The organism is Amycolatopsis sp. MEPSY49, assembly GCF_051337345.1.
Classification (GTDB): domain Bacteria; phylum Actinomycetota; class Actinomycetes; order Mycobacteriales; family Pseudonocardiaceae; genus Amycolatopsis.
The window spans coordinates 417,791-442,583 of record NZ_JBDLYJ010000002.1; the positions used below are offsets into that span (position 1 = coordinate 417,791).

17 protein-coding genes are annotated in these 24,793 nt (G+C 71.2%); 13 read left to right on the forward strand and 4 right to left on the reverse strand.

Annotated elements, in window-relative coordinates:
- The first annotated feature begins 97 nt into the window (after positions 1–97).
- Together ABFJ78_RS11080 and ABFJ78_RS11085 are read left to right on the forward strand one after the other, a co-directional pair.
- Complete coding sequence (locus tag ABFJ78_RS11080; RefSeq protein WP_436385797.1) at positions 98–1,060, forward strand: MBL fold metallo-hydrolase; 963 nt, start codon at positions 98–100, stop codon at positions 1,058–1,060.
- Entirely contained in the window at positions 1,057–2,592 is a 1,536-nt protein-coding gene (locus ABFJ78_RS11085) for an FAD-dependent monooxygenase (protein WP_436385798.1), read from the forward strand. The genes ABFJ78_RS11080 and ABFJ78_RS11085 overlap by 4 nt, the downstream gene beginning before the upstream one ends.
- On the opposite strand, the gene ABFJ78_RS11090 is transcribed toward ABFJ78_RS11085, so the two are convergent.
- Positions 2,494–4,707, reverse strand: coding sequence for a discoidin domain-containing protein (locus tag ABFJ78_RS11090; protein ID WP_436385799.1), 2,214 nt, complete (start codon positions 4,705–4,707; stop codon positions 2,494–2,496). The genes ABFJ78_RS11085 and ABFJ78_RS11090 overlap by 99 nt on opposite strands.
- A gap of 473 nt (positions 4,708–5,180) precedes the next feature.
- Between ABFJ78_RS11090 and ABFJ78_RS11095 the strand changes: the two genes are divergently transcribed.
- Both ABFJ78_RS11095 and ABFJ78_RS11100 read left to right on the forward strand, forming a co-directional pair.
- Entirely contained in the window at positions 5,181–6,887 is a 1,707-nt protein-coding gene (locus tag ABFJ78_RS11095; RefSeq protein WP_436385800.1) for a discoidin domain-containing protein, read from the forward strand.
- Positions 6,884–9,805, forward strand: a complete 2,922-nt coding sequence (locus ABFJ78_RS11100; protein WP_436385801.1) for a glycoside hydrolase family 3 C-terminal domain-containing protein — start codon at positions 6,884–6,886, stop codon at positions 9,803–9,805. The genes ABFJ78_RS11095 and ABFJ78_RS11100 overlap by 4 nt, the downstream gene beginning before the upstream one ends.
- Here ABFJ78_RS11100 and ABFJ78_RS11105 read toward each other — a convergent pair.
- On the reverse strand, positions 9,748–10,794 hold the full coding sequence (locus ABFJ78_RS11105; RefSeq protein ID WP_436385802.1) for a LacI family DNA-binding transcriptional regulator: 1,047 nt from the start codon (positions 10,792–10,794) through the stop codon (positions 9,748–9,750). The two genes, ABFJ78_RS11100 and ABFJ78_RS11105, sit on opposite strands and share 58 nt — an antisense overlap.
- 70 nt (positions 10,795–10,864) lie before the next feature.
- Positions 10,865–13,891, reverse strand: a complete 3,027-nt coding sequence (locus ABFJ78_RS11110; protein ID WP_436385803.1) for a discoidin domain-containing protein — start codon at positions 13,889–13,891, stop codon at positions 10,865–10,867.
- A gap of 354 nt (positions 13,892–14,245) precedes the next feature.
- On the opposite strand from ABFJ78_RS11110, the gene ABFJ78_RS11115 reads away from it, so the two are divergent.
- From ABFJ78_RS11115 to ABFJ78_RS11140, 6 genes are all read left to right on the forward strand, one after another.
- Positions 14,246–14,998 carry a sulfite exporter TauE/SafE family protein gene (locus ABFJ78_RS11115; protein ID WP_436385804.1) on the forward strand — a complete coding sequence of 251 codons (753 nt, stop codon included), beginning with the start codon at positions 14,246–14,248 and terminating at the stop codon, positions 14,996–14,998.
- Between the two features lie 45 nt (positions 14,999–15,043).
- Positions 15,044–17,308, forward strand: coding sequence for a xanthine dehydrogenase family protein molybdopterin-binding subunit (locus ABFJ78_RS11120; protein ID WP_436385805.1), 2,265 nt, complete (start codon positions 15,044–15,046; stop codon positions 17,306–17,308).
- A complete protein-coding gene (locus tag ABFJ78_RS11125; RefSeq protein ID WP_372665525.1) occupies positions 17,305–17,775 on the forward strand; it encodes a (2Fe-2S)-binding protein in 471 nt (156 codons plus the stop codon). Before ABFJ78_RS11120 ends, ABFJ78_RS11125 begins: the two co-directional genes overlap by 4 nt.
- Complete coding sequence (locus ABFJ78_RS11130) at positions 17,772–18,581, forward strand: FAD binding domain-containing protein (RefSeq protein ID WP_436385806.1); 810 nt, start codon at positions 17,772–17,774, stop codon at positions 18,579–18,581. Before ABFJ78_RS11125 ends, ABFJ78_RS11130 begins: the two co-directional genes overlap by 4 nt.
- 93 nt (positions 18,582–18,674) lie before the next feature.
- The gene (locus ABFJ78_RS11135; protein ID WP_436385807.1) at positions 18,675–19,370 is read left to right on the forward strand and encodes a flavin reductase family protein; all 696 of its coding nucleotides are present in this window, start codon (positions 18,675–18,677) and stop codon (positions 19,368–19,370) included.
- A gap of 167 nt (positions 19,371–19,537) precedes the next feature.
- Entirely contained in the window at positions 19,538–20,764 is a 1,227-nt protein-coding gene (locus ABFJ78_RS11140; protein ID WP_436385808.1) for a DUF222 domain-containing protein, read from the forward strand.
- A gap of 584 nt (positions 20,765–21,348) precedes the next feature.
- Here ABFJ78_RS11140 and ABFJ78_RS11145 read toward each other — a convergent pair.
- Complete coding sequence (locus ABFJ78_RS11145; RefSeq protein WP_436385809.1) at positions 21,349–22,263, reverse strand: hypothetical protein; 915 nt, start codon at positions 22,261–22,263, stop codon at positions 21,349–21,351.
- Between the two features lie 116 nt (positions 22,264–22,379).
- On the opposite strand from ABFJ78_RS11145, the gene ABFJ78_RS11150 reads away from it, so the two are divergent.
- From ABFJ78_RS11150 to ABFJ78_RS11160, 3 genes are all read left to right on the forward strand, one after another.
- Positions 22,380–23,315: a 2-dehydropantoate 2-reductase gene (locus tag ABFJ78_RS11150; protein WP_436385810.1), complete on the forward strand. Its 936-nt coding sequence runs from the start codon at positions 22,380–22,382 to the stop codon at positions 23,313–23,315.
- A 139-nt stretch (positions 23,316–23,454) separates the two neighbouring features.
- Positions 23,455–24,297 carry an ESX secretion-associated protein EspG gene (locus ABFJ78_RS11155; protein WP_436385811.1) on the forward strand — a complete coding sequence of 281 codons (843 nt, stop codon included), beginning with the start codon at positions 23,455–23,457 and terminating at the stop codon, positions 24,295–24,297.
- 20 nt (positions 24,298–24,317) lie between these two features.
- Positions 24,318–24,785 carry a hypothetical protein gene (locus ABFJ78_RS11160; RefSeq protein ID WP_436385812.1) on the forward strand — a complete coding sequence of 156 codons (468 nt, stop codon included), beginning with the start codon at positions 24,318–24,320 and terminating at the stop codon, positions 24,783–24,785.
- Positions 24,786–24,793 lie beyond the last annotated feature (8 nt).

Sequence of the window (24,793 nt, forward strand, 5' to 3'; positions counted from 1 at the left end):
GCGGCCCAGGTTAGGCGACGAGGGGTTCCGCGCGGCGGCCCGGCGGGTTAGCCTGGCGCGACCGGTAGTCAAACCTTTGATCAAAGGAGCGCTCGCCGTGACGAAGAAAGCTTTCGCCTCTTCGGCCGACCTGGCGGAGAAAGCGCAAACCCTCGAAGTCCTGGACGACGGCGTCTACGCGCTGACCGCCGAGGGCGACCCGAACATCGGCGCGATCGAGGGGGAGGACTTCCTCGTCTGCTTCGAAGCGCTGGCCACGCCCGTCGCGGCGGGCGAGTGGCTCGCGAAACTCCGCGAGCACACCGACAAACCCGTGCGCTACCTGGTGCTGAGCCACTACCACGCGGTGCGCGTGCTGGGCGCGTCGGCGTTCGACGCGGACGTGATCGTCGCGCACGAGAACACCCGGGCCCTCGTCGCCGAGCGCGGCAAGGAGGACTGGGAGAGCGAGTTCGGCCGGATGCCGCGGCTGGCCAAGGGCGCGGACTCGGTGCCCGGCCTGACCTGGCCGACGCTGACCTTCTCCGACCGGCTCACCATCGACCTCGGCGGCGACCGCGGCGACCTCGTCCTGCAGTACTGCGGGCGCGGCCACACCGAAGGCGACATCGTGGCGTGGCTGCCGCGGCAGAAGATCCTCTTCGCCGGCGACCTCGTCGAAGCCGAGGCCGCGCTCTACACCGGTGACGCGTTCCACCGCGACTGGGCATCGTCCACTTTGGACCGGGTGGCCGCGTTCGGCGCCGAGTCGCTGATCGGCGGCCGCGGCGGGGTGAGCCGCGGCCGCGAAGCCGTCGACGCCGCCATCGCGCAGACCCGGCACTTCCTGGCCACGATGATCCGCGAGGTCGGCGCGGTCCGCGACGCCGGCGGCACGCTCAAGGAGGCCTTCGAACGCACGCACGCGGCCCTGAACGACCAGTACGGCCACTGGCCGATCTTCGAGCACTGCCTGCCCTTCGACGTCTCCCGGCTGTGGGACGAGCTCGGCGGCATCGAACGGCCGGTGGTGTGGACGGCCGAACGCGACCGCGAAGTCTGGGACCAGCTGCAAGGATGAGGGTCGCCGTCCTGGGCAGCGGCCCGGTCGGCCAGACGGCCGCGCTGCTGCTGGCGCGCTGGGGTGTACCGGTGGTGCTCGTCGACGAGCACGAGGTGCGCGATCCCGTGGGGTCCAAGGCCATCTGCCAGCAACGGGACACTTTGGACGTCTGGGCGTCGCTCGGCGCGGGCTGCCTCGCCGAGGAGGGCCTCACCTGGACGACCGCGCGGACGTTCCACCGCGCCACCGAGCTGTTCTCCCTGAAACTGCCCGACGGCGGATCGGCGCTGCCGCCGTTCGTGAACCTGTCGCAGGCCCGCGTCGAGGAGGTCCTGGACGAGCTGATCGAGCGGCAGCCGCTGATCGACGTCCGCCGCGGCCACCGCGTCCGGGGGCTGACCCAGCCCGGCCGCGTGGTCGTCGAGTGCGACACGGCGGACGGGCCGCGGCGGATCGAGGCCGACTACGCCATCGCCTGCGCGGGCGCGCGCGGGGACACCGTGCGGCGGGCACTCGGGCAGCACCTCGAGGGCGTGTCCTTCCGGGATCTGTTCCTGATCTGCGACATCCGCGCCGACCTGCCGGGCTGGGCCGCCGAACGGCGGTTCTACTTCGACCCGCCGTGGAACCCGGGCCGCCAGGTGCTCATCCACCCGTGCCCCGGCTCGCAGTTCCGGATCGACTGGCAGGTGCCGGAGGACTACGACCTCGCGGCCGAGGAGTCGGGCGGGGCGATGGAGGCGCGGATCCGGGCGATCGTCGGCCCGGTGCCCTACGAGGTGATCTGGCGGTCGGTGTACCGCTTCCACACGCGGCTGGTGCCGCGGATGCGGGTCGGCCGGGTGCTGCTGGCCGGGGACTGCGCGCACCTCGTCGCGCCGTTCGGGGCACGCGGGCTCAACTCCGGCGTGGCCGACGCGGAGAACGCGGCCTGGAAGCTGGCCGCCGTCCTGCGCGGCGACGCGGGGGAGGAGCTGCTGGAGAGCTACCACACCGAGCGGCACGCGGCGGCGGTGGAGAACGCGGCCGTCACGACGGCCACGATGGACTTCCTGGTGCCCCAGGACGAGGAGCAGCACCGGCGCCGGCTGGACGTCCTGACGCGTGCCGCGTACGACCCGGCCGCCTGCGAACAGGTCGACTCGGGCCGGCTGGCGGAACCGTTCTGGTACGTGGATTCGCCGTTGACGACGCCCGACCCGCGGCGCCCGTTCGCCGGCCGCCCACCCCGGGGAGCGGTCCCGGCGCCGGGACCGGGGATCCTGCTGCCGGACGTAACGGTCCCGAGTGGACGGTTGCGCGACCTGGCCCGGCAGGGGTTCCTGCTGCTGACGACGCCGGGTGTGCGGGGGGAGGGCGCGCGGTCGGTGGAGATCCCGGTGGGCGGGGTGCTCGGCGCGCGTCCGGGCGAAGCCTGGCTGGTCCGCCCGGACGCGTACGTCGCCGCCGTGCTACGGGTAGGAGACCAGCGGGCTCACCTGGTGCCCGGTGTTCGCGGCGTCACCCGAGTCGTTGACGACGTGGGCGATCGTGCCCACGCCGCCGAGTGACACCGACACCAGGTTGTGGAACCGGACGCCACTGGTGTTCGGCACCTCGAAGGAGTGACTGGCCACAATGGACGGGTTGGTGTTGAAGAAGCAGTAGCTGCCCAGCCCCCAGCCTTCGTGGCTGGTCACCGAGTCGGCCACCTTGTACGCCGCCCAGCCCTGCCGGCCGCCGCCGCTGGACCAGGACGCCTGGTCCGGCGGGTCGTACGGCATTTCGTTCTGGAAGAAGTACGTCCGCCCGCCGTTGCCGTTCCAGAGCACCTCGTACTGCTGGTAGTGCTCGACGAACAGGCCGTACATCGTCACGTTCGCGCCGTTGACGACGAGCCCGTTGGCCGCGGTGTTGACGTTCCAGCCGACGCCGTAGGAGTGGTCGCCGCGCCACAGCCACATGTGGTCGCCGATGACGTTGTTCGAGTTGACCACCAGCGTCTGCGTGGCCTTCCCGACGGCCGCGCCGCCGATGCGGAAGAACACGTCGTGCAGCGACGTCGGGTCGGCCGCGTGGTTGGCGTTCGAGCCCGGCTGGCCGACCTGGACGAGCACCGGCGAGTTCACCGCGCCCGCGTCGATCAGCAGCCCGGCGATCTTCACACCGTCCACATCGGACGTCGTGATCGCCGCGGTCCCGTTGGTCGGCATCAGCGTCGCCAGGCCGAGGCCGAGCACCACGGTGTCCGGGCGCGTGACGTTCAGCGCCTGGTCGAGGTGGTAGACACCCGGCGTCACGAGCAGGTTCTTGCCCGCCGCCAGCGCTGCGTTGAGCGTCGCCGCCGAGTCGGACGGGTGCGCGACGTAGAACTCGCTGAGTGAGATCGACTGCCCGGCCGGGGCGCCGTGGCCCCAGCTCGTCCCGGAGGAGTTCTGCCGCAGCGCCGGGACGAACACGTTGTAGCTGCCCGAACCGTCGACGTAGAGGAACGGCTTCTCGCGGACCACCGGGGTCTGGCCGACGACCGTCTCCGGCGGGTTCGGGAACGACGCCGGCGGGGTGCCGGTCGAGCCGACGAACACCATGTTCCAGACGCCGCCCTGCCAGCCGCCCAGCTCGCTGTTGCGGGTCAGGAACTGCTGCTGCGACCCGGAAACGGCCACGCCGTCGATCTTGCTGTCGGCGATCAGGCCGCCGCTGGCCCAGCCGTCGCCGCCGTTCCACAGCTGGATCTGGCTGCCCCGCAGGTGCATCCGGCGGTAGGGCGCCGCCTGCGCGACGGCCCAGCGCTCGACCTGGCCCGCCGGCAGCGTCACCGACAGGTTTTCGGCCGACCGCCAGAAGTTCTGCGTCGCGTTGCCCTTGTTGTTCGGGTTGTCGCCCTGCTGCAGCCAGTCCGCTTCGACGCGGACGTGGCCGTTGAGGTTGACGTCGTCCGGCGACAGGCCGAGGCCCGCCACCTGCTCGTAGAAGCCGAGGTTGACGTCGGCGTCGTAGTTGCCCGGCTTGAACAGCACGGCGTAGCGCTCGGTGCCGAACTGGTTGGTGTGCTGCTGGTTCGCGATCTGCGTCAGCCGGTTCTGGATCGTCGCGGCCGGCGTCGCGGGGTCGAACACCGACACGTTCGGCCCGAGGTCCGGGTTGCGCGGGTCGGTCGGCGGGATGGTCGTCCCGCCGCCGGTGCCGTGCACGGCGACTTCCCAGAGCGAGTAGCCGTAGCCGGTCGCCCGCTGGGTGCCGTTGACCCGCAGGTAACGGGCGGTGCCGCTGAGCGGCACGGTCTGCGTGCCGCCGGCGCCGGTGGTCGTCGAGTACGCCGTGGTCCAGTTGTTCGCGTCGCTGGACAACTGAACGGTGAATGCCGTGGCGTACGCGGCTTCCCAGCTGAGGACCACGTCGCAGAGCTGTTGCGCGGAGCCCAGGTCGACCTGCAGCCACTGCGGGTCGCTGAACGCGCTGGACCAGCGCGTCCCGGTGTTGCCGTCGACCGCGGCGGACGCGGGTGTCCCGCCGTTCTCGGTCGAGGACGCGGTCGCCGGGTGACCCTGCGCGAGGTTCGCCGTGCCGCACGCGGCGGCCTGGGCCGGCGCGGAGCCGACCACCGCCGCGGTGGTGACCGCGGTGACGAAGGTGGTGGCGATGACGAGGAGGCGGTGTACGGGGGAGAACGTCGTTGATCTCATCGGCCTGCCTGCTGATCGGGGGGAGGACGTGCGAAACGGACCGGGCGAGCCCCACAGCTCGCGCCGGCGTCGGGTGGTGCGGCGGGTCCGCCCCCAGGTCACCCGCCCGGCGCCGTGAGCCGGAGGAGCGGTACCGGGTGGTGCGAGGAGCGCGAACCAGTCAGCCCGAAGGGTGCGTGTCGCGGCGGAGCCGTCCCGGTGGCGGTCACGGAACCGGTTCCGTCGGTGAGATCGCAGTTAACAGCGCGGGTTCGGCGGAGTCAAGGATCCGGCGCGGATTCTCCTCGCCCGGACCAGTCCGCGGGCTGGTCCGCGACCGTCCGGCGCAGCGTCGTTGACATTTTACGGTCCTTTATTTATATCCTGAACTAAGAGCGTGCCGACGGCGGGCCCCACACCCGCGCCGAGGACCACGTGAGCCGATCCGCGCCGGGGCAAGGCCGTCCCGGCGCCGGTTCGCCGTGGAGGTGCCCATGCAACGCCGCATGCCGAGGATCCGGGTTCTCGCCGTCCTCGCCCTGACCCTGGCCGCCCTGCTCACCGCGCCGGTGGCGCAGGCCGCGCCCGTCCTGCTCTCCCAAGGCCGTCCGGTGACGGCGTCCTCGTCCGAGTCCGCCGCGTTCCCGGCGTCCGCCGCCGTCGACGGCGACGCCGGTACCCGCTGGTCCAGCGGTTTCAGCGACCCGCAGTACCTCCAGGTCGACCTCGGCTCGACCCAACAGCTGTCCCAGGTGGTCCTGAACTGGGAAGCCGCGTACGCCAAGGCGTTCACGGTCCAGGCGTCCGCCGACGGCACCACCTGGAGCACCCTCTACTCGACCACCACCGCGACCGGCGGCAACCAGACGCTGACCGTCACGGGCAGCGGCCGGTACGTCCGGCTGACCGGCACCCAGCGGGCCACGCAGTACGGGTATTCGCTGTGGGAGTTCCAGGTCTACGGCGGGAGCGGCACGACCCAGCCCGGTGACGTCCTGCTGTCCTACGGCAAGTCCGGCACCGCGTCCTCCTACCAGGACGACGGCAACTGCCCGGGCTGCGTCCCGGCGAAGGCGTTCGACCACGACCCGGCCACGCGCTGGGCGACGAGCGCGACCACCGGCTGGGTCGACCCCGGCTGGATCACCGTCGACCTCGGCGCGCCCGCGGCGATCCACCAGGTCGTCCTGCAGTGGGACCCGGCCTACGCCGTCGCCTATCAGATCCAGGTGTCGAACGACAACGCGAACTGGACGACGCTCTACTCGACCACCACGGGCAAGGGCTTCAAGGAGACGCTGACCGTCAACGGTTCGGGCCGGTACGTCCGGATGTACGGCACCGCCCGGTCCAACGGCTACGGCTACTCGCTGTGGGGCTTCGACGTCTACGGCACCGGCGGCAACCCGACGCAGCCGCCGCCCGCCCCGCCGGCCCCGCACTTCCCGGGCACGCTGGTCTGGAGCGACGAGTTCAACGGCGCGGCGGGCGCCAACCCGGACGCGAGCAAGTGGACCGCCGAGACCGGCCCCGGCGTCAACAACGAGCTCGAGTACTACACGAACAACAACAACGCCAAGCAGGACGGCCGCGGCAACCTCGTCATCCAGGTCCGCCGCGAAGCCACCCCGGGCAGCGCGTGCCCGGTCGACCCGATCAGCGGCAGCGGCACCTGCCAGTACACCTCCGGCCGGATCAACACCGCGGGCAAGTTCAGCTTCACCTACGGCCACGTCGAGGCGAACATCAAGGTGTCCGGCACGCAGGGGCTGTGGCCCGCGTTCTGGTTGCTGGGCGCCAACTTCTTCAGCGGCACGCCGTGGCCGAACTGCGGCGAGATCGACATCATGGAGCACGTCGGCAAGTCGCCGAACCTGGCCTACTCGACGATCCACGCACCCGCGTACAACGGCGCCGGCGGCATCGGCGCACCCCTCGACCTCGGCCAGGACGTCGCGGCGGGCTTCCACAAGTTCGGCCTCGACTGGGACGCGAACCACATGACGTTCTACGTCGACGGCAACCCGTTCCAGACGATCAACCGCGACACGGTCGAGAGCACGCGCGGGCCGTGGGTCTACGACCACCCGTTCTTCCTGATCCTCAACAACGCCATCGGCGGTGACTTCCCCGGCCCGCCGGGAGCGGGCACCGTCCTCCCGCAGGACATGGTGATCGACTACGTGCGGGTCTACCAGTGAGGCGGCTCGCCCTCGGCGCGGTGGTGGCGGTGGGCCTGCTCACCGTCCCGCTGTTCACCGCCCAGGCCGCGCCGGCGCTGCTCTCGCAGGGGCACGCCGTGACCGCCTCGTCCACCGAGAACGCCGCGTTCCCCGCGACCGCGGCGGTGGACGGCGACCCGGGCACCCGGTGGTCCAGCCTGGCCGCCGACCCGCAGACGCTGCAGGTCGACCTCGGCGCGTCGCACGCGCTCAACCAGGTCGTGCTGCAGTGGGAATCGGCCTACGCCAAGGCGTTCACGCTCCAGGCGTCGGCCGACGGCAGCCAATGGTCCACTGTGTACTCGACGACGACCGGCACCGGCGGCACGCAGACGCTGCCGGTGTCCGGCACCGGCCGGTACGTCCGCCTGACCACGACCCAGCGGGCGACCCAGTGGGGCGTGTCGCTGTGGGAGTTCCAGGTGTTCGGCGACGGCACCGCGCAGGCGTGCGGCAGCGCGAACGCGGCGCTGCGGCAACCGTCTTCGGCCTCCAGCGTCCAGTCCGACGCGTTCCCGGCTTCGGCGGCGTTCGACGGCGACGGCGGGACCCGCTGGTCGAGCCTGGCCGCGGACCCGCAGTGGATACAGGTCGACCTCGGCAGCGCACGCGCGGTCTGCGGCGTCGACCTGACGTGGGAAGCCGCGTACGCCAGCGCGTACACGATCCAGCTGTCCACCAACGGCACGTCGTGGACGACGGCGGCCACCGTGACCGGGGCAGGCGGCACCGAGCATCCCGCGGTGTCCGGCACGGCTCGTTATGTGCGGCTGAACGCGACCGCGCGAGCCACCCAGTGGGGTGTCTCGCTGTGGGAGTTCGCGGTGCGCACGTCCGACAGCGCCCCGCCGACGACCACGCCCACCAACCCGGGTGGCTGCCCGTGGGTGGGGTCCACCGCGCCGGTCGCCGATCGCGTCAACCAGCTGATGGCCGCGATGACTCCCCAGCAGAAGGTGAAGGTGCTGCACGGCAACGGCGCAACCGGGCCGTACATCGGCAACACCGACGCCGTGCCGGAGCTGTGCGTCCCGGCCCTCGGTCTGCAGGACGGCCCGGCCGGGGTCGGCGACGGCCTCGACGGCGTCACCCAGTTCCCGGCGCCGGTGTCGGCCGCCGCGACCTGGGACACCGGGCTGATGAACCGGTACGGCAGCGCCATGGGCGCCGAGTTCGCGGGCAAGGGCGTCGACATCGCCCTCGGCCCGACGATCAACCTGGTCCGCGACCCGCGCTGGGGCCGGAACTTCGAGACCTACAGCGAGGACCCGTACCTCGCCGGCGCGGCCGGGACCTCGACGATCCAGGGCATCCAGAGCCAGGGTGTGCTGGCGCAGGCCAAGCACGCGGCGGCGTACAACGTCGAGGCCGGGGCGTCGCGCGGGACGCCGTCGGACAACGTCATCATCGACGACCGGACCCTGCACGAGCTGTACCTGCCGGCGTTCCAGCAGGTGGCGAGCCAGGGCCAGGTCGCGTCGATGATGTGCGCCTACAACCAGATCAACGGCGTCCCGGCGTGCCAGAACAGCGGCGTGCTGACCACGGCGATCAAGCAGGACGCCGGCTGGGGCGGATTCGTCGGCTCCGACTGGGGTTCGGCGACCGGTGGCCCGCGGCAGCTGGCCAACGGCGGGCTCGACATGGAGATGCCCGGCGGCGCGTTCTTCGGCCAGGGCCTGCTCGACGCCGTTTCGCGCGGCGAAGTCACGCAGGCGCGTGTCGACGACATGGTCCGGCGGGTACTGACGCAGATGTTCAAGTTCGGTGTGTTCGACCGGGCTCGGCGCGGTACACCGGCTTCGGTGGTGACCAACGCGGCCAACGTGACGACCGCGCGGGACGTCGCCGCGGTCGGGTCGGTGCTGCTGAAGAACACCGGGGTGCTTCCGCTGGGTTCGTCGGTCAAGTCGATCGCGCTATCCGGCGGCGACGGGATCGACCCGCAGAACATCGGCGGCGGCAGCGCCAAGGTGAACCCGTCGCCGGCGTCGGTCAACCCGATCAACGGGATCAAGGCCAGGGCGGGCTCCGGCGTCACCGTGTCCTATGTGGACGGCGCGGGCGAGCACGTGCAGACGCCGAACATCCCGGGTGCGGTGGCCGCCGCTCGCACCGCGGACGTCGCCATCGTGTTCGCGAGCTACGGCGAGTCCGAGACCGAGGACCTCGAGACGATCGACCTGCAGCACCAGCAGAACGACCTCATCGACGCCGTGGCCTCGGCCAACCCGCGCACGGTCGTCGTGCTCAACACGGGGTCGGCGGTGACCATGCCGTGGCTGGGCAAGGTCGCCGCGGTGATCGAGGGCTGGTACCCGGGCCAGGAGAACGGCAACGCGCTCGCGTCGCTGCTCTACGGCGACGTCAACCCGTCGGGCAAGCTGCCGATCAGCTTCCCGAAGCAGATCGCCGACCTGCCGACGGCGAACGTCCAGCAGTTCCCGGGCGCCAACGACCGGATCGAGTACTCCGAAGGCCTCAACGTCGGCTACCGGTGGTACGACAGCCGGAACCTCGACCCGCTGTTCCCGTTCGGCTTCGGCCTGTCGTACACGACGTTCGGGTTCTCGAACCTGGTCGTCACGCCCCAGGGCACGGGCGGCACCGCGACCGTGACGGCGACGGTGACCAACACCGGCACCCGCGCGGGCGCCGACGTCGTCCAGCTCTACGTCGGACAGCCGAGCGGCAACGGTGAGCCGCCGAAACAACTGAAGGGGTTCAAGAAGGTGCAGCTCAACCCCGGGCAGAGCACGCAGGTGTCGTTCCCGCTCACGCCGCGGGACCTCGCGCACTGGACCGGGTCGTGGACGACGAACGCGGGCCAGTACCGCGTCTACGTCGGGGATTCCTCGCGCAACGTCCCGCTGTCGGCGGCGTTGACCGTCTCCTGAGTCGATTCGCGGATCACCAGGGACGTCGGCACGATCAGCGGCTCGTCCGGCCGGGGTGCCCCACCCAGCCGGTCGAGCAGCTGCCGCGCCGCCGTCTCGCCCATTTCCCGCAGGGGCTGGCGGATCGTCGTCAGCGCGGGCTGGGTGTGCGCGGCCAGGGGGATGTCGTCGAACCCGACCACGGCGACGTCCCCCGGCACCGCGCGCCCGGACTTCCGGAGCCCGGCCAGCACCCCGGCCGCCGTCAGGTCGTTGTGCGCGAAGACGGCGTCGAACTCCGGCCCGGTGGCGAGGAGCTGGAGGATCGCGGCCTCGCCGCTTTCGCTCGTGAAGTCGCCTTCGATGATCAGGCGCGAGTCGAGCGTCAGCCCGGCTTCGCGCACGACGTCGTTGAACCCGTTGAGGCGATCGGTGGTGCAGCCGAAGTCGCGCGGCCCGGTCACGGTGGCGAACCGCGTCCGCCCGGTGTCGAGGAGGTGCCGGGCCGCGGCCGCGCCGCCTTGCCGGTTGTCCGTGCCCACCGAGGGGAACGCGGGCCGTCGCCCGCGGTCGTCGATCACCACCACCGGCAACCCGGAGTCGTGCAGCACGCGCAGGTGCCGCACCGCGTCCGGCGGCTCGACGAGCAGCAGCCCGTCGAACGCCTTGGCCGACACCTGCCGGGAGAACTCCTCGAGGGATTCGGTGCCGCGGTTGGCCGTGGACAGCAGCAGGCCGTAGCCCTTGGCCTCCACGACGTCGGCGACGCCCTGCAGCACCTCGCCCATCCACGGCCAGGTCAGCCCCGGCACCAGCATCCCGACCGTGCGGGTCACGCCGCGCGCGAGCCCGACCGCGCCGGCGCTCGGGATGTAGCCGGTCGCCGCGATCACTTCGCGCACCCGGATCGCGGTCGCCGCGTCCACATCGGCCTTGTTGTTGAGCACTCTCGACACGGTCGTCTTGCTCACCCGCGCCCGGCGGGCGACCTCGGCGATCGTGACGCGCATCCGTCCTCCCGGCGACCCTGTGCTGCCAAGGTACTCGCCATCGGGGCCACCGCGAGCGGTGCGAGATCGATCAAGTCAGGACAGACAACCGGGAAAGGCTCGCGTCACCGGTCCGCCAGCGCGTCCGGACGGCCACGTAGCGGGCCGGACCCGAGGTCGCGGTCGCGTAGGTGACGCCGTCGACGCTGGTTTCGACGCTCGCGGCGGGCACGCGGCCGCGGGTCCAGGCCAGTTCGACCGCGGAAACCGCCGTCACCGCCCCGAGATCGACGACCATCCGGCCGTCCGGCCCCGGCCGCCACGCCGTCGCCGGGTCGTCGTCGACGGCCGCGGCGGGGCTGGACATCCCCGGCGGCAGGGGCTCGGCGGGGAAGGTGGTCCGGCCGAGCGCGCGGTCGGTCAGCGGGTAGGGGCGGACGTCGCCGAAGACGACCGGCACGGTCCGGCGCGGCGGCAGCAGCACCGGCCGCGCGCGACCGCCGTCCGGGGTCACCGTGACGAGCACGGGCAGCAGCCCGGCCGGCGCGGTGAGCTCGACCCGGCTCGCGTCGCGGACGACCGCCTTCACCCCGGCCGGCGCCTTCAGCGTGAACCGCGGGGGCTCGATGCGGCCTTCCGCCGCGGCCAGGGCGTAGGAGAACTCCGTGCCGGTCCGGGTGACGGTCTGCTCACCGCGGTAGAGCCGGTTCTCTCCGGGAAGCGTCGCCCTGCCGCTCGCCGCGGTGCCAGAGAGGTTGAGCAGCACGAGGAAGCCGTCGGTGACGGTGGCTTCGACCGCGGCCGCGGTGGTGGTGACCCGGCCGCTCGCCTGCGCGGATCCGGGGCGCAGCTCGGCGACGAAGGGGGCGGGAGGGCCGTCGGAGAGCGTGACGTGGTCGCCGGTGACGGTGAGCGGGTTCGGGCCGGCGACGGTGATCCCGGCCCGGCCGTCGATGTCCAGCCGGCCTTTCGTACTGGTGAGCGCGGGCACCGGGTAGGTCGCCGCCGCCGTCCAGGTCACGCCGTCTTGGGAGGTTTCGATGCGGTACTTGCGCCCGGCGGCCGCTTCCCAGCTCAGCCGGACGCGGTCGACGGTCTGCGCGGCGCCGAGGTCCACGGCGAGCCAGCTGTCCGCGCGTGGCCGGTCCGATGTGGACACTGCCCAGCGGGTGGTGGCGTTGCCGTCGTTGGCGTACTTGGCCTCTTTGCCCGGGCTCGCCGAGGACGCCGACGCGGTCCCGGCCCTGGCGAGGTCCGGGCCGTCGCCGTCGCGGACCTCGAAGGCCCAGAGCGAGTAGCCGTACTGCGGGTCGGGCTGGACGCCGAGCATGCGGACGTGCCGGGCGGTGACCGGGGCGAACGTCAGGTCGTCGGTCCGGGCGCCGGTGGCCGCGGCCTGCGCCTTGATCGTCACGGAGCCTTCGGCGGCGGTGTAGGTGCGGTCGCCGTCGAGACCCGGGACGCCGGGCATGGTGAGGTTGTAGACGTTCAGGACGCCTTCGCCCTCGGCGACGCCGGTGCTGGCGTACACGGCGGCACCGGTGGGAAGGGTGGCGAAGGCGGCGTACCCGGTGTCGAAGCGGAGGACGCCGACCGTGCCGTCGAAGCCGTCGCGAACCTTCGCGTAGGCGGTGGCGTGGCGTTCCCTGACGGCGATGTTCGTGGCCGGCAGCAGCATCGGGTTGGCACCACCGAGGACGAAGAGCCAGTCGTCGTGGTGCGGCTGCCAGGCGAACTTGACGAAGCCGGGCTTGGTGACGGTGCCCGCCCAGGCGGCGGGGGAGCGGTGGGCGAGCAGGCCGGGTGCGGCGCCGAAGTCGGCGGTACCGGTGGCGTGGGCGTCGAACTCTTCCTTCGTCACGGCGGTGACGGGGCGTTGCCCGGCTCGCCACTCGTGGAGGAGGTAGCTGATGGCGAGTTCGGCGCGGGCTTCCGGCTCGTACTTGGGCTCACCGGAGAACTTGGTGATCCGGTCGGCGGGCGCGTAGGCCTGGTAGGGCTCGAGCCGGGCGGCCAGCTGGGCTTCGGCGTAGGCGGCGTGGCGGTCGCCGAGGACCTGGGCGCGGAAGGCGAGCGGGATGACGTCCCGGCCGTAGAGGTGCTCGCGGTCGGCGACCATCGGCATCAGCGGCTCGCCGGCGTCGCTGGTCATCAGCAGCATGGTGCGCCAGAGCAGTTCGCCGTTCGGCTGGGCGGTGAGGACCTCGGGCAGCGGCGTGCCGGCGGCGAGGAAGTGCATCGCGTTGCGGCCGGAGGTGCGCCAGAGCTCTTCCTGGTAGTGCGGGCCGAAGGAGCCGTGGTTCTCGACGAGGAAGGTGTCGTAGAGATTGGTGGCGGTGTTCGCGCTGACGGGCCGGCCGTCGACGAGCCGCGGGTTGGCGAGGTCGGCGGCCGGGAGCCCGCCTTCGTTGCGGCTCCAGGTGCCGAAGGCGTGTCGCCACGCGTTCGCCCGGGCGTCGTCCGGCGCCCAGGCGAGGGCGGGGGCGAGGGATTGGGCGTAGACGCCCATCTCTTCCAGTTTGGTGTCGCCTTGGAAGCCGCCCTGGAGACCGTTGGGCGTCCAACTGCCGGAGGCCGGGTCGTCTCCGGTGCCGAGCGCGGTGGTGTAGGCGGCCTGTTCGGTGGTGATGCGCTCGACGTTGCGCTTCGTGTCGTCGTCGAGTTCGGTCCACAGTAGACGGGCGGCGAGCAGGAAGTACGACTGGAAGGTGGTGTCGAAGAACAGCTTCCGGCCCCATTCGGTGCCGCCGGTGAGCAGGTTCGACGCGGCGAAGTGCCTGATGGTGGCGAGGGTGTGGGCGTTGAGCTGGTCTTTTTCGATGCCGGCGATGGCGGCGTCGTAGCCGTCGCGGGTGAGGAGGAGGGCGTTGCCGAGCACGACGGCGAAGGTGAAGTCCTTCGCGGGGTAGATCCCGGCGGCTTGGTCGAACTGCTGCTCGGCCCAGCGGGTGTGCCGGAGCAGAACGCGCAGGTAGGTCGCGGCGACGGGGTCGGGTGGTCCGCCTCGGGTCTGCTCACCGGCTGCTGCCGCGGCCGTGCCGGGCAGCAGCCCCGAGGCCAGGAGGGCCGCGACGCCGCCCGCGCTCAGGAGGGCGGTACGTCGGTTCAACTCAGCCATGGTCCGGTCTCCGCTCGATGACAACCTTGTCAGCGCGGATTCTGTGACGGCTCGGCGGGGCGGGGCAAGGGTGGTGGCGGATCCCGTCCGGTTTTGGACAACTCCGGGGTAATTCGTATAACGACCTATACCGCGCGGCTTGGGGGCCGTGGCCTGGATGACGTGAATGACTCATTCATGTCACCAGGCGACATGAATGAGTCATTCACGTCGTTTGCGCCGGTGGCTGCGGCCGGTACCTGCGCGTCGCCGGTGGCCGCGACTCGCTCGCCGCCGGCTGTCGCAATCGCCACTCGCGCACCGTGGGAGCAATCTCACCGCGGCCCACCCATCCCGCCGTGCTGAGATGACAACGTGATCACCAACCCCGGCACCTTCCTCCTCCTCGTCCTGGCCGGCATCGGAGCCGGCCTGACCGGAGCCACCGCCGGGCTCGCCTCCCTCGTCTCCTACCCCGCCCTCCTCGCGGCCGGCCTCCCGCCGGTGACCGCGAACGTCACCAACACCGTCGCCATGCTCGGCACGACCGCCGGTGCCGCCGCCGGCGCGCGCCCCGAACTCGCCGGTCAGCGCCGGAACCTCGTCCCGCTCTGCCTCATCACCACCGTCGGCGGCGCGTGCGGCGGGCTCGTCCTCCTCCTGACCCCGTCCGACGCCTTCACCGCGATCGTCCCGTGGCTGATCGGCGGCGCCTCGATCGTCCTCATCGCCGGTCCGCGGCTGCGCCGGCTGGCCGAAGGTGCCGAGCACCACGGCCTGAGCCCGGCCACCGCCGTCGCCGCGTTCTTCATCGGTGTCTACGGCGGCTACTTCGGTGCCGCCGCCGGCGTGCTCATGCTCGCGCTGCTCGTCTCCGTCTGGAGCCAGCCCCTGGCCCGGACGAACGCCGCGAAGAACCTGGTCACCGGCTCGGCGAACCTCCTCGCCGCGATCGTCTTCGCCTGCACCGGCAAGGTCGTCTGGGCCGCCGCGCTCGCCGTCTGCCTCGGCTCGCTCGCCGGCTCGTGGCTGGGCTCGAACCTCGTCCGCCGGCTCCCGGCGACGCCGTTGCGCATCGGAATCGGGATCGCCGGGCTGGGACTCGCCGTGGTGCTGGCGTTCTCCTGAAACGACAGGGCATGATCGGCGGGGTATCGGCGAGCAGGAGACCAGATGAGCATTGTCGGGACCAGGGTGGTCCGCCAAGAGGATCAGAACCTGATCACCGCGGGCGGCACCTACGTGGACGATCTGCGGGAGGAAGCGCTTTCCGGCGCCGCGCATGCGGTGTTCGTACGCAGTCCGGTCGCGCACGCGCGGATCGAAAGCATTGACGTCAGCGAGGCGAAGGCGGCGCCGGGGGTGCTCGGCGTGTTCACCGCCGCCGACCTCGGCCTCGACCCGCACGACGCGGGACCGGTGAAGGAACCTTGGCTGGCCGACGGCGTGGTGCGCTACGTCGGCGAGCCCGTCGCGCTCGTCCTCACCGAGGAGCGCTACCAGCTGGCCGACGCGGCCGAGCTGGTCGACATCGACTACGACCCCCTCGGCGCCGTCGCGAGCATCGACGCGGCGCTGGCCGGCGAGACGCTGCTGTACCCCGACAAGGGCAGCAACGTCATGCAGGTCAACGGCGCGGAGGAGTTCGACGACGGGATCTTCGCGGACTGCGACGTGGTCGTCTCGACGACCATCGTCAACCAGCGCGTCGCGCCCGCGCCGCTGGAGGTCCGCGGCGCGTCGTGCGCCTGGGGCGAGGACGGCCGGCTGACGGTCTGGCTTTCCACCCAGAACGCCCAGATCGCCCGCACGCAGCTGGCCATGAGCCTCGGCGTCGGCGAAGACAACGTGCGCGTGATCGCGCCGGACGTCGGCGGCGGCTTCGGCGCGAAGATCGGCGCGGACCCCGAAGCGACCGTCCTCGGCTGGGCCGCCAGGGAGATCGGCCGGCCGGTCCGCTGGGTCGAGTCGCGCAGCGAGAACCTCACCTCGATGACGCACGGCCGCGCGCAGCAGAACACCGTGACCGTCGGCGGCAAGCGCGACGGCACCGTCCTCGCGTACCGCCTCGACGTCGTCCAGGACGCCGGCGCGTACCCGCGGACGCTGTTCCTGCCGACGCTGACCGAGCTGATGGCCGTCGGCGTGTACCGGTTCCCGAAGGTGGAGACGCGCAGCCGGGCCGTCGTCACGAACACGACGCCGATCGCCGCCTACCGTGGCGCGGGCCGCCCGGAGGCGACGGCCGCGCTCGAGCGCGCGATGGACCGCTTCGCCGCCGAGCTCGGGCTGGACCCGGCCGAGGTGCGCCGGGTCAACTTCATCCGGCCCGAGGAGTTCCCGTACCAGACGCCGACCGGCGCGTCCTACGACACGGGCGAGTACGCGGCGGCGCTGGACAAGGTCCTCGAGGCCGCCGGGTACGCCGAGCTGCGCGCAGAGCAGAAACGGCGTCGCGAGGCGGGCGACCACGTCGAGCTCGGCCTCGGGATCGCCGCCTACGTCGAGATCACCGGCGGCGACGCCGGTGGCGAGAGCGGCCGCGTCGACATCCACCCGGACGGCTCGGTCGTCGCGTGGACCGGCAGCTCCCCGCACGGCCAGGGGCTTGGGACGTCGCTGGCGATGCTCCTGTCCGACCAGCTCGGCGTGCCGCTGGAGAAGATCACCGTTCGCCACGGGGACACTGACGAGGTGCCCAAGGCCGTCGGCACGTTCGGCTCCCGGTCGCTGCAGCTCGGCGGCTCGGCGATCCGCCAGGCCGCCGACGAGGTCATCGCGCAGGCCCGCGAACTGGCCGCCGACCTGCTCGAAGCCGCGCCGGAGGACCTCGAGCTGGACGCCGAGCGCGGCGTCTGGCAGGTCCGCGGCGCGCCGTCGAGCGCGGTGCTCAGCTGGGCGCAGGTCGCCGAGACGGCCGGCGGGGGCAAGCTCACCGCCGACGTCTGGTTCGGCGGCGGCACGCCGACGTTCCCGTTCGGCGCGCACCTCGCGGTGGTCGAGGTCGACACCGAGACCGGCAAGGTCGAGCTGCGGCGGATCGTCGCCGTCGACGACGCCGGCCCGATCGTCAACCCGCTGACCTTCCGCGGGCAGCGCCACGGCGGGCTCGGCCAAGGCGCCGCGCAGGCGCTGATGGAGGTCGTCACCTACGACGAGGACGGCAACCCGACGACCGCGACGCTGGCGGACTACTCGTTCATCACCGCCGTCGAGCTGCCGGACTTCGAGCTGGTCGACATGGCCACCCCGACCGACCGGAACCTGCTGGGGGTCAAGGGGATCGGCGAGGCCGCGACGATCGGCTCGACGCCCGCGGTGCACAACGCCGTGGTGGACGCGCTTTCCGCGCGCGGGGTGCAGCACCTGGACATGCCCACGACCCCGATCCGGGTCTGGGCCGCACTTGAAGAAGCTGGGAAGGGAAACGCGCGGTGAAGGTTTCGATCGAGGTCAACGGGCGGCCGGTGGCCGAGGAGGTGCCGGACCGGACGCTGCTGGTGCACTTCCTGCGCGACACCGCCGGGCTGACCGGCACGAACATCGGCTGCGACACGACGTCCTGCGGCGCCTGCACGGTGCTGCTCGACGGCGAGTCGGTCAAGTCCTGCACGGTGCTCGCCGCGCAGGCCGACGGCCACGCCGTCACGACCGTCGAGGGTCTGTCCTCTTCGGACGGTGAACTGCACCCGGTGCAGCGCGCGTTCCGCGAGCAGCACGGGCTGCAGTGCGGGTTCTGCACGCCGGGCATGATCATGGCGTCGGTGTCGCTGCTGGCGGACAACCCGAAGCCGACGCGCGACGAGGTGCGGGCCGGGCTCGAGGGCAACCTCTGCCGCTGCACGGGTTACCACAACATCGTCAGCGCCGTGATCGACGCGTCCGGCCAGGAGGTGGACCGGTGATCCCGGCTTCGTTCGAGTACCAGCGCGTGTCCACAGTGGACGACGCGCTGTCCCGGCTGGCTTCGTTGGGTGACGACGCCAAGGTGCTGGCGGGCGGGCATTCCTTGCTGCCGCTGATGAAGCTGCGGCTGGCGGCCCCGGAGTACCTGATCGACATCGGTCCGGTCGACGAGCTGCGGTACGTCCGCGTCGACGGCGACGACGTCGTGATCGGCGCGTTGTCCCGCTATAGCGACCTTTCCCGGGACCCGGTGCTGCTGGAGCACGCGCCGCTGCTGGCGCACGTGTCGGCGGCGGTGGGCGACCGCCAGGTCCGCCACCGCGGCACGATCGGCGGCTCCCTGGTGCACGCGGATTCGGCGGCGGACCTGCCGGCGGCGATCCTGGCCTCGGACGCGGTCCTGGTCGCGCGCGGCCCGGCGGGGGAGCGGCGCATCCCGGCGTCGGAGTTCTTCCTGGGCCCGTTCACGACACCGCTGGAGCCGACCGAGCTGCTGACCGAGGTCCGGGTGCCCCGCCAGACGGGGATGGGCTGGGGCTTCGAGAAGTTCACCCGCCGCGCGATCGACTGGGCGATGGTGGGTGTCGCGGTCGTCGGCGGCCGCGTCGGCTTGGTGAACATGGGCGGAGTCCCGCTGCGGGCAACGGCCACGGAGTCGGCGCTGGCGGCGGGGGAGTCCATCGCCGAGGCGGCCGCGCTGGCGGCGTCGGACACCAACCCGCCCGACGAGCCCCACGCGACGGCCGAGTACCGCCGCCACTTGGCCCGGGTGCTCACGCGTCGCGCGTTGACGGCCGCCGGCTGACGTTCGTCGATCGCCGGCGCTCTCCGGGGCGCCGGTGATCGCGACGGCCGATTCCCGCCAGCCCGGCTTCGGTGCGTTGGGCAAGATCGAGGCGTGAAGACTTCTGCGCACACGCCCATCGAGCCCGGGATCCTGTACTTCGGCACGCCGGTCGTGTTGATATCCAGTGACAACGAGGACGGTTCGGCGAATCTGGCACCGATGTCATCGGCGTTCTGGCTCGGGTGGCGCGCGATGCTCGGGCTCGGTGCCCGGTCCAAGACCACTCAGAACCTGTTGCGTACGCGCGAGTGCGTGCTGAATCTGCCTTCGGACTCGTTGGCTGCCGCTGTTGATCGGCTGGCGTTGACCACGGGGTCCGATCCCGTTCCGCCCGGGAAGGTCAAGCGGGGGTACTTTCATGTCGCTGACAAGTTTTCGCGTGCCGGGTTGACGCCGGTTGCGTCCGAGACCGTTTCATCGCCTCGGGTCGCTGAGTGTCCGGTTGCCATGGAGGCCGTTGTCGAGGCCGTGCATCCGGTTGCCGAGGAGGATCCTCTGCAGCGTGGGGGGATTGTGGCTTTCGAGGTGCGGGTTCAGCGGGTTTTCGTGCATGAGTCCATTCGGGTGCCGGGGAGTCCGGATCACATCGATCCTGATGCCTGGCGGCCTTTGATCATGAGTTTTCAGAAGCTTTATGGTCTTGGTTCGCAGGTGCATCCTTCTACTTTGGCTCGGATTCCTGAACGGTTGTATCGGGGGCCTGATATTGAACGTTCTCGTTCTGTTGGTTCTGGGTCTCGGGGTTGAGTTTACTGATACGGCTTCGCCGTCGCGTGGGGAATCGGCGCTCCGGTGGTTGCCTTCTGGTTGTGGTTGGCGGCGCCGATTCCCCACGCAGTGGTGCCTCTGCCGGAGTTTTGTTCGGCACCTGATCGTGTGATGATCGTGCGTTCTGGTTCGGCTAACCTTGTTGTATGGCAACGGAAGCGGTGTGGCAGACGGATGCGACGGTGCTGGCCGATCGCATCTGCGCGCTGCTCACCGTGGTGCGTTCCGCCGAGGCTTCGATCGGTGCGTTGCTGGTGGAGATCGAGTCCCGTGGCGTGATGGAACTCTTCGGCTACCGGTCTGTCGCGCGGTTGCTCGAGCACCTGGCCGACATTCCGAAGTCCGCGGCCGAGACGATGGTCAAACAAGCCCACGCCCTCCATCCTGGCCACCACCTCGACAGCGCTCCCGCGGTCGCTCCTTTGACCGCTGCTGCCGCTGCGGAGGGCCGGCTGAGCAACCCGATGATCGACACCATCGTCGGCGCCCTGACCCAGATCCCAGCCTCGTACCGCGAGGATGCCGAACACCACCTGCTGGGGTTGGCCGAGGATGCGGGCCACAAGCAGGTCGCCGCCCTGGGTGCCCGCATCATCGCCCACCTCGATCCCGACGGGCCCGAACCCGACACCACCGAACCCGCGATCCCCGACCGCGAACTGTCCCTCCGCCGCAAAAGAACCGGTGTGTGGGAGCTGCACGGTCGTTTCGACGACGAGACGGGAACCCGAGCCAGCGCCCTGCTCGACGCGTTGGCCGAACGCCGCACTACCACCGGCGAAGGCGCCGACCTGCGATCGCCGCAGGAACGCTACGGCGACGCCTTCTCCGACGCGATCGACCTGGCCCTCAACTCCCCGAACCTGCCGATGCAGGCCGGCGAACGCGCCCACGTCATGGTCGCGGTGCACCTCAACGACCTCAAGTCCGGCGTCGGCCAGGCCACCCTCGGCGACACTGGCACGATGACCGCGGCGGAAGCCCGGGTCCACGCCTGCGACGCCATGATCATCCCCGCGGTCCTCGGCGAGAAAAGCGAACCTCTCAACTTGGGCCGCCTCCGTCGCTTGATCTCGGCTGGCCTGCGCCGGGCGTTGTACCTGCGTGACCGGGGTTGCGCGTTCCCCGGCTGTCACCGCCCGCCCCGGCATTGCCAGGGCCACCACATCCACCACTGGTCCGAAGGCGGCCGGACAGATCTGAACAACCTGGTGTTGATGTGTGCCCATCACCATCGGCTGTTGCATCGCTCGGGTTGGGAGGTCCGCATCGCGGCTGATGGCTTACCGGAGTTTCTGCCACCAGCATTCTTGGACAGGGAACGAAAACCCAGGCGAAACAACCTGCATGATCCGCTGCCCTTCGCAGCGTGACAACCGAACATGGGATAGGCCCGCAGTCAGACGGCTACGGGCCCACACCCATGCCCTCAGATTCCCAAGGCCGAGCTTGCAGTCCGCAGGGTCGAACCTGCATCTGGCGCCCGCCTTCCGGGCCTGTATGTGTCGTGGGTTGCCGCTGCCGCTGCCTGGTGTCGTGTCGCTGCTGGAAGCGTCGGCGTTTCGTGGGCCGGAACCACATCCGCTGCCACCGTCCGGCTCGCATCCGCCGCCTGCTGTGAGTCGTGTGCTGCCGGCTCCTCTCCGCAGGAGCGCGTGCCTCGCGGGAAGTGAGTGTGTGCCGGGCTCGCCGGCAGCCGCACTCGCCATCCCGCCTGGCTTTCTCGCCGCAGGCAGCGCTCGGCCGCGGGGGCTTCGCTTCTCGCAGAGGCGCGCATCCGGGGAGCGTGAACCGGCGCCGGCCGCTGCCTGTGTCCGCCGGCTGCCTGGGCCGCGTTTTCTCTGCCGACGGGCCGTATTCGCGGATCGAAACCGTATCAGCTGCCGCCTGTGCTCGCTGTCCGTCTGCCGGCGTCCTCGGGGGTGGAGGGTCCGGCGCGCCGCCGGCCCCCGATAAGTCACGTCGCGTCGAGCTGGCTGAGCAGGGGTGCCAACGTCTTGATCCCCGCCGTCACCGCCGCCCTGCCCTTGGCCGAACTCACCGACGGCTGCTGAGTCAGCAAAACCACCACATACCGCCCACTGACGACCCCGGTCGTGTTCAACACCAGGGCGTTCCGCAAAATCATCCACCCCTGCTTGATCTGCCAGGACCGCCCCGCCAAGCCGTCCGGAATTCCGAAGTACTGGTCCCACCCGTCGTCCGCCGGATTTCGCGCCCCCGCCAACGCCGCCAGCAACGGCGCCGCCACCTCGTCCGGGATCACGTCCAGCAGATACTCATACGTCGCCAGCACGTCGGACGCGCTCGTCTTCGCCATTCCCCACTGCGTCGGGTCCGTCGGTGGTGTCGTGTGCGACAGCCCGATCAACTCCGCCGTGCGGGTCACTATCGCGTTGCCGCCGTTGCGCTCCCAGAACGCCGACGCGATCGCGTCGTTGCTGCCCTCCAGCATGTCCGTCAGATCCTCGACCGCCTCCGCGTCCGGGAGCGCCCACGTTCCGTCCTGGCGGACCTCGTCGATCGCGATCAGGAGCTTGACCACCGATGCCGTGTAGTACGGGCTTTCCGCGGCCACCGACGCCAGCTCCTTGTCCGACTCCCGGTCGTACAGGACGAACCCGACATCCGTTCCCCGGGACGCCGCCGTCACCGCGTCGCTCAGCGAGCCGGCCACCGAGGACAAGTCGGGATACGACGTCGTGGACGCCACCGGGCTGATCGCCGTGTCGTCGGGCGGCGCCGAAGCAGCCGATACCGAAGGCGAAACCGGCGTTGCCCGGTGTGCGTCCGTCACGACCACCATTCCGGCCGTCAGGGTCGCCGCCGTCAGCCCCGCGGCCGCCAGCGTCCGGCGGATCCGTCTTCCCATGCCCGCTCAACGTGCGGCGCACCCCGATCGACCTGTCGTTTTGCTGTGTCTTGCTGTGGAAACGCTGTGGCCGGGAGCACATCGGCAGGCCCGCGCGGCAGGCGTAGCGTCGTCTCGTGAGCGACGTGAAGATTCTCGTGGTCGGCGCCGGGGCGACCGGTGGTTACTTCGGCGGACGGCTGCTGCAGGCCGGCCGCGACGTCACCTTCCTCGTGCGGCCCGCCCGAGCGGAACTGCTGCGGGAACGCGGCCTGCGGATCGTCGGCCTCGGGGAGGACACCGTCCTCGAGCCGCCGCTCGTCGAGACCGGCTCCCTCGACCGGACCTACGACCTCGTGCTCGTCGCCGTCAAAGCCACCGGCCTGGCCTCGGCCATCGACGATTTCGCCCCCGCCGTCGGACCCGGCACGCTGATCCTGCCGTTCCTCAACGGGCTCGCCCACGTCGACGTCCTCGACAAGCGGTTCGGCGCCGACACCGTGCTCGGCGGCGTCGCCAAGGTGCAGACCACCATCGACGACGACGGCGCCATCCGGCGGCTCGGCCCGTTGCAGAGCCTGGCCTACGGCGCCCGCACGGACCCCGCGCCCGAAAAGCTCGCCGATGTCCACGCCGTCCTGAAAGACGCCGGGTTCACCGCCGACCTGGACCCGCGGATCACCGAGTCGATGTGGGCGAAATGGGTGTTCATCGCCGCGATCGGCGCCGTGAACAGCCTGATGCGCGGCACCATCGGCGACGTCGTCGCGGTTCCCGGTGGCGCGGAGTTCGCCGAAGCCGTCGTGGCCGAAGCGGCCGCCGTCGCGGCGGCCGCCGGGTACCCGGTGCCCGCCGCTGACCTCGCGGCCACCCGGAAGACCGTCACCGACCCCGCGATGGGGGATCTTCGCTGTACCGCGACCTGCTCGGCGGTCACCCGGTCGAGGGGGAGCAGATCTTCGGCGATCTCACCGCGCGTGCCCGTGAGCTGGGCGTTGCGACGCCGCTACTCGATCTTGTCACCCTCCAGCTGCGCGTCCACCAGCACCGCATCGGGTGATGTGATCACCTAGCGCGCTTTGCCCGCACAGGCCGGGGATCGTGGTCTTTCGGGCACCCGCGTGGCGGCGCCGACGCGGGGTTCCCGGGCACTGCTAACCTTCGGCAGGAAAGTTGCTTGAGGGTTTGACGAACGGAATGCAGCGAGGGGAAATGGCGGACAGGTTCGAGTTCGTCCTCGAGGTCGTCGAAGCCCTCGTCGTCGGCCAGGCGACCGGCGGCGACATCCGGCGATACCCGTTGCGCGCGGGCAACCTTCCGGCGGACCCGGTGCGGTTCCTGCGGGTCGCGCGCCAGGTGTACGACGCGCTCGAGGAGCGACGGCTTTCGGTGTCGGGCGAACTGCACCCGGGCGTGCGGACGGCGTTCGAGCTGCTGGCCGAGCCGCGGGTTTCGGTTGCGGTCAGCGGGATCGACGGCCTCGGCGCCGACGTCGCGGTGCTCGTGGTCACCGACGGCGCCCAGGCGCTCGGCATCACCCAGGCCCCGGACACCGACGATCTGCTGTTCTCGCTGTTCGCCGACGAGGAGCTGGTCGAGGTCGTCACCGGCGTCCTGCCGCCCGCCCCCGCCGCGACCACCGGCCGGCACGTCGTGCACCGCGCGGCCGGGCGCGAGGTCTCCGCCATGACGGCGAAGCGGATCGCGGACGCCGAGTTCGACGAAGAAGAAACCGACGCCTTCGGCATGATCGAGGTCAAGGCCGTGGTGCGGCCGGGCCGCCGGCCGCCGGCGCCGAAACCGTCGGACGTCGCCGTGCTCGAACGCGTGCTCGCCGAACCGCGGCTGGGCGGCGGTCACATCGCCGTCACCGCGCAGGGCCGGCTCGGCGACCGGCTCGCGGGCGACCCGCTGAGCTGGCTGGACACCGCCGACGGCCGGTACCTGGTGCACACCACGACCGGCGAGGCCGGCGAACTGACCGCCGAGTACGTACCGGCCGGGCGGGCCGACCTCGCCCGCGCGATCCGCGACGCCATCGCCGCGGTGTACTGACCGGAAAGGGAACAGTCCTGATGACGGAAGAGACCCAGGCGGTTGCCCAGGCTCTCCAGGCGACGGCGCAGATGCAGACCGCGACCGAACCCGCGCAGAAGGCCATGGCCGCGGTCCGCGTCGGCCTCGCCGGTGCCGAGCTGAAGAAGCTCGCGCAGTCCGGCGGCTTCGCCATCGACGACACCACGGGCAACCAGCTGATCGAGGCCCTCGAAGGCGTGCTCGAGACGCTCGAGCAGCGCTGGGCGAACCTGCAGCGGCTGCACGACGCGCCGAAGATGAGCCGGACCGCGACCGGTCAGTGGGTCTCCGCGCACATGGTGAGCACGGCCGCCGACGAGAACGGCCTGGTCACCCAGCTGCAGGCGGCGCGCCAGGAGTTCCCGACCTACATCGAGGCCATCAAGCTGGCCAAGCAGAACTACAAGACCCGGGAAGAGACCACGCGCGCGACGCTGACCTCGCTCCCGACCGCCGACCAGAGCTGAGGGAGACC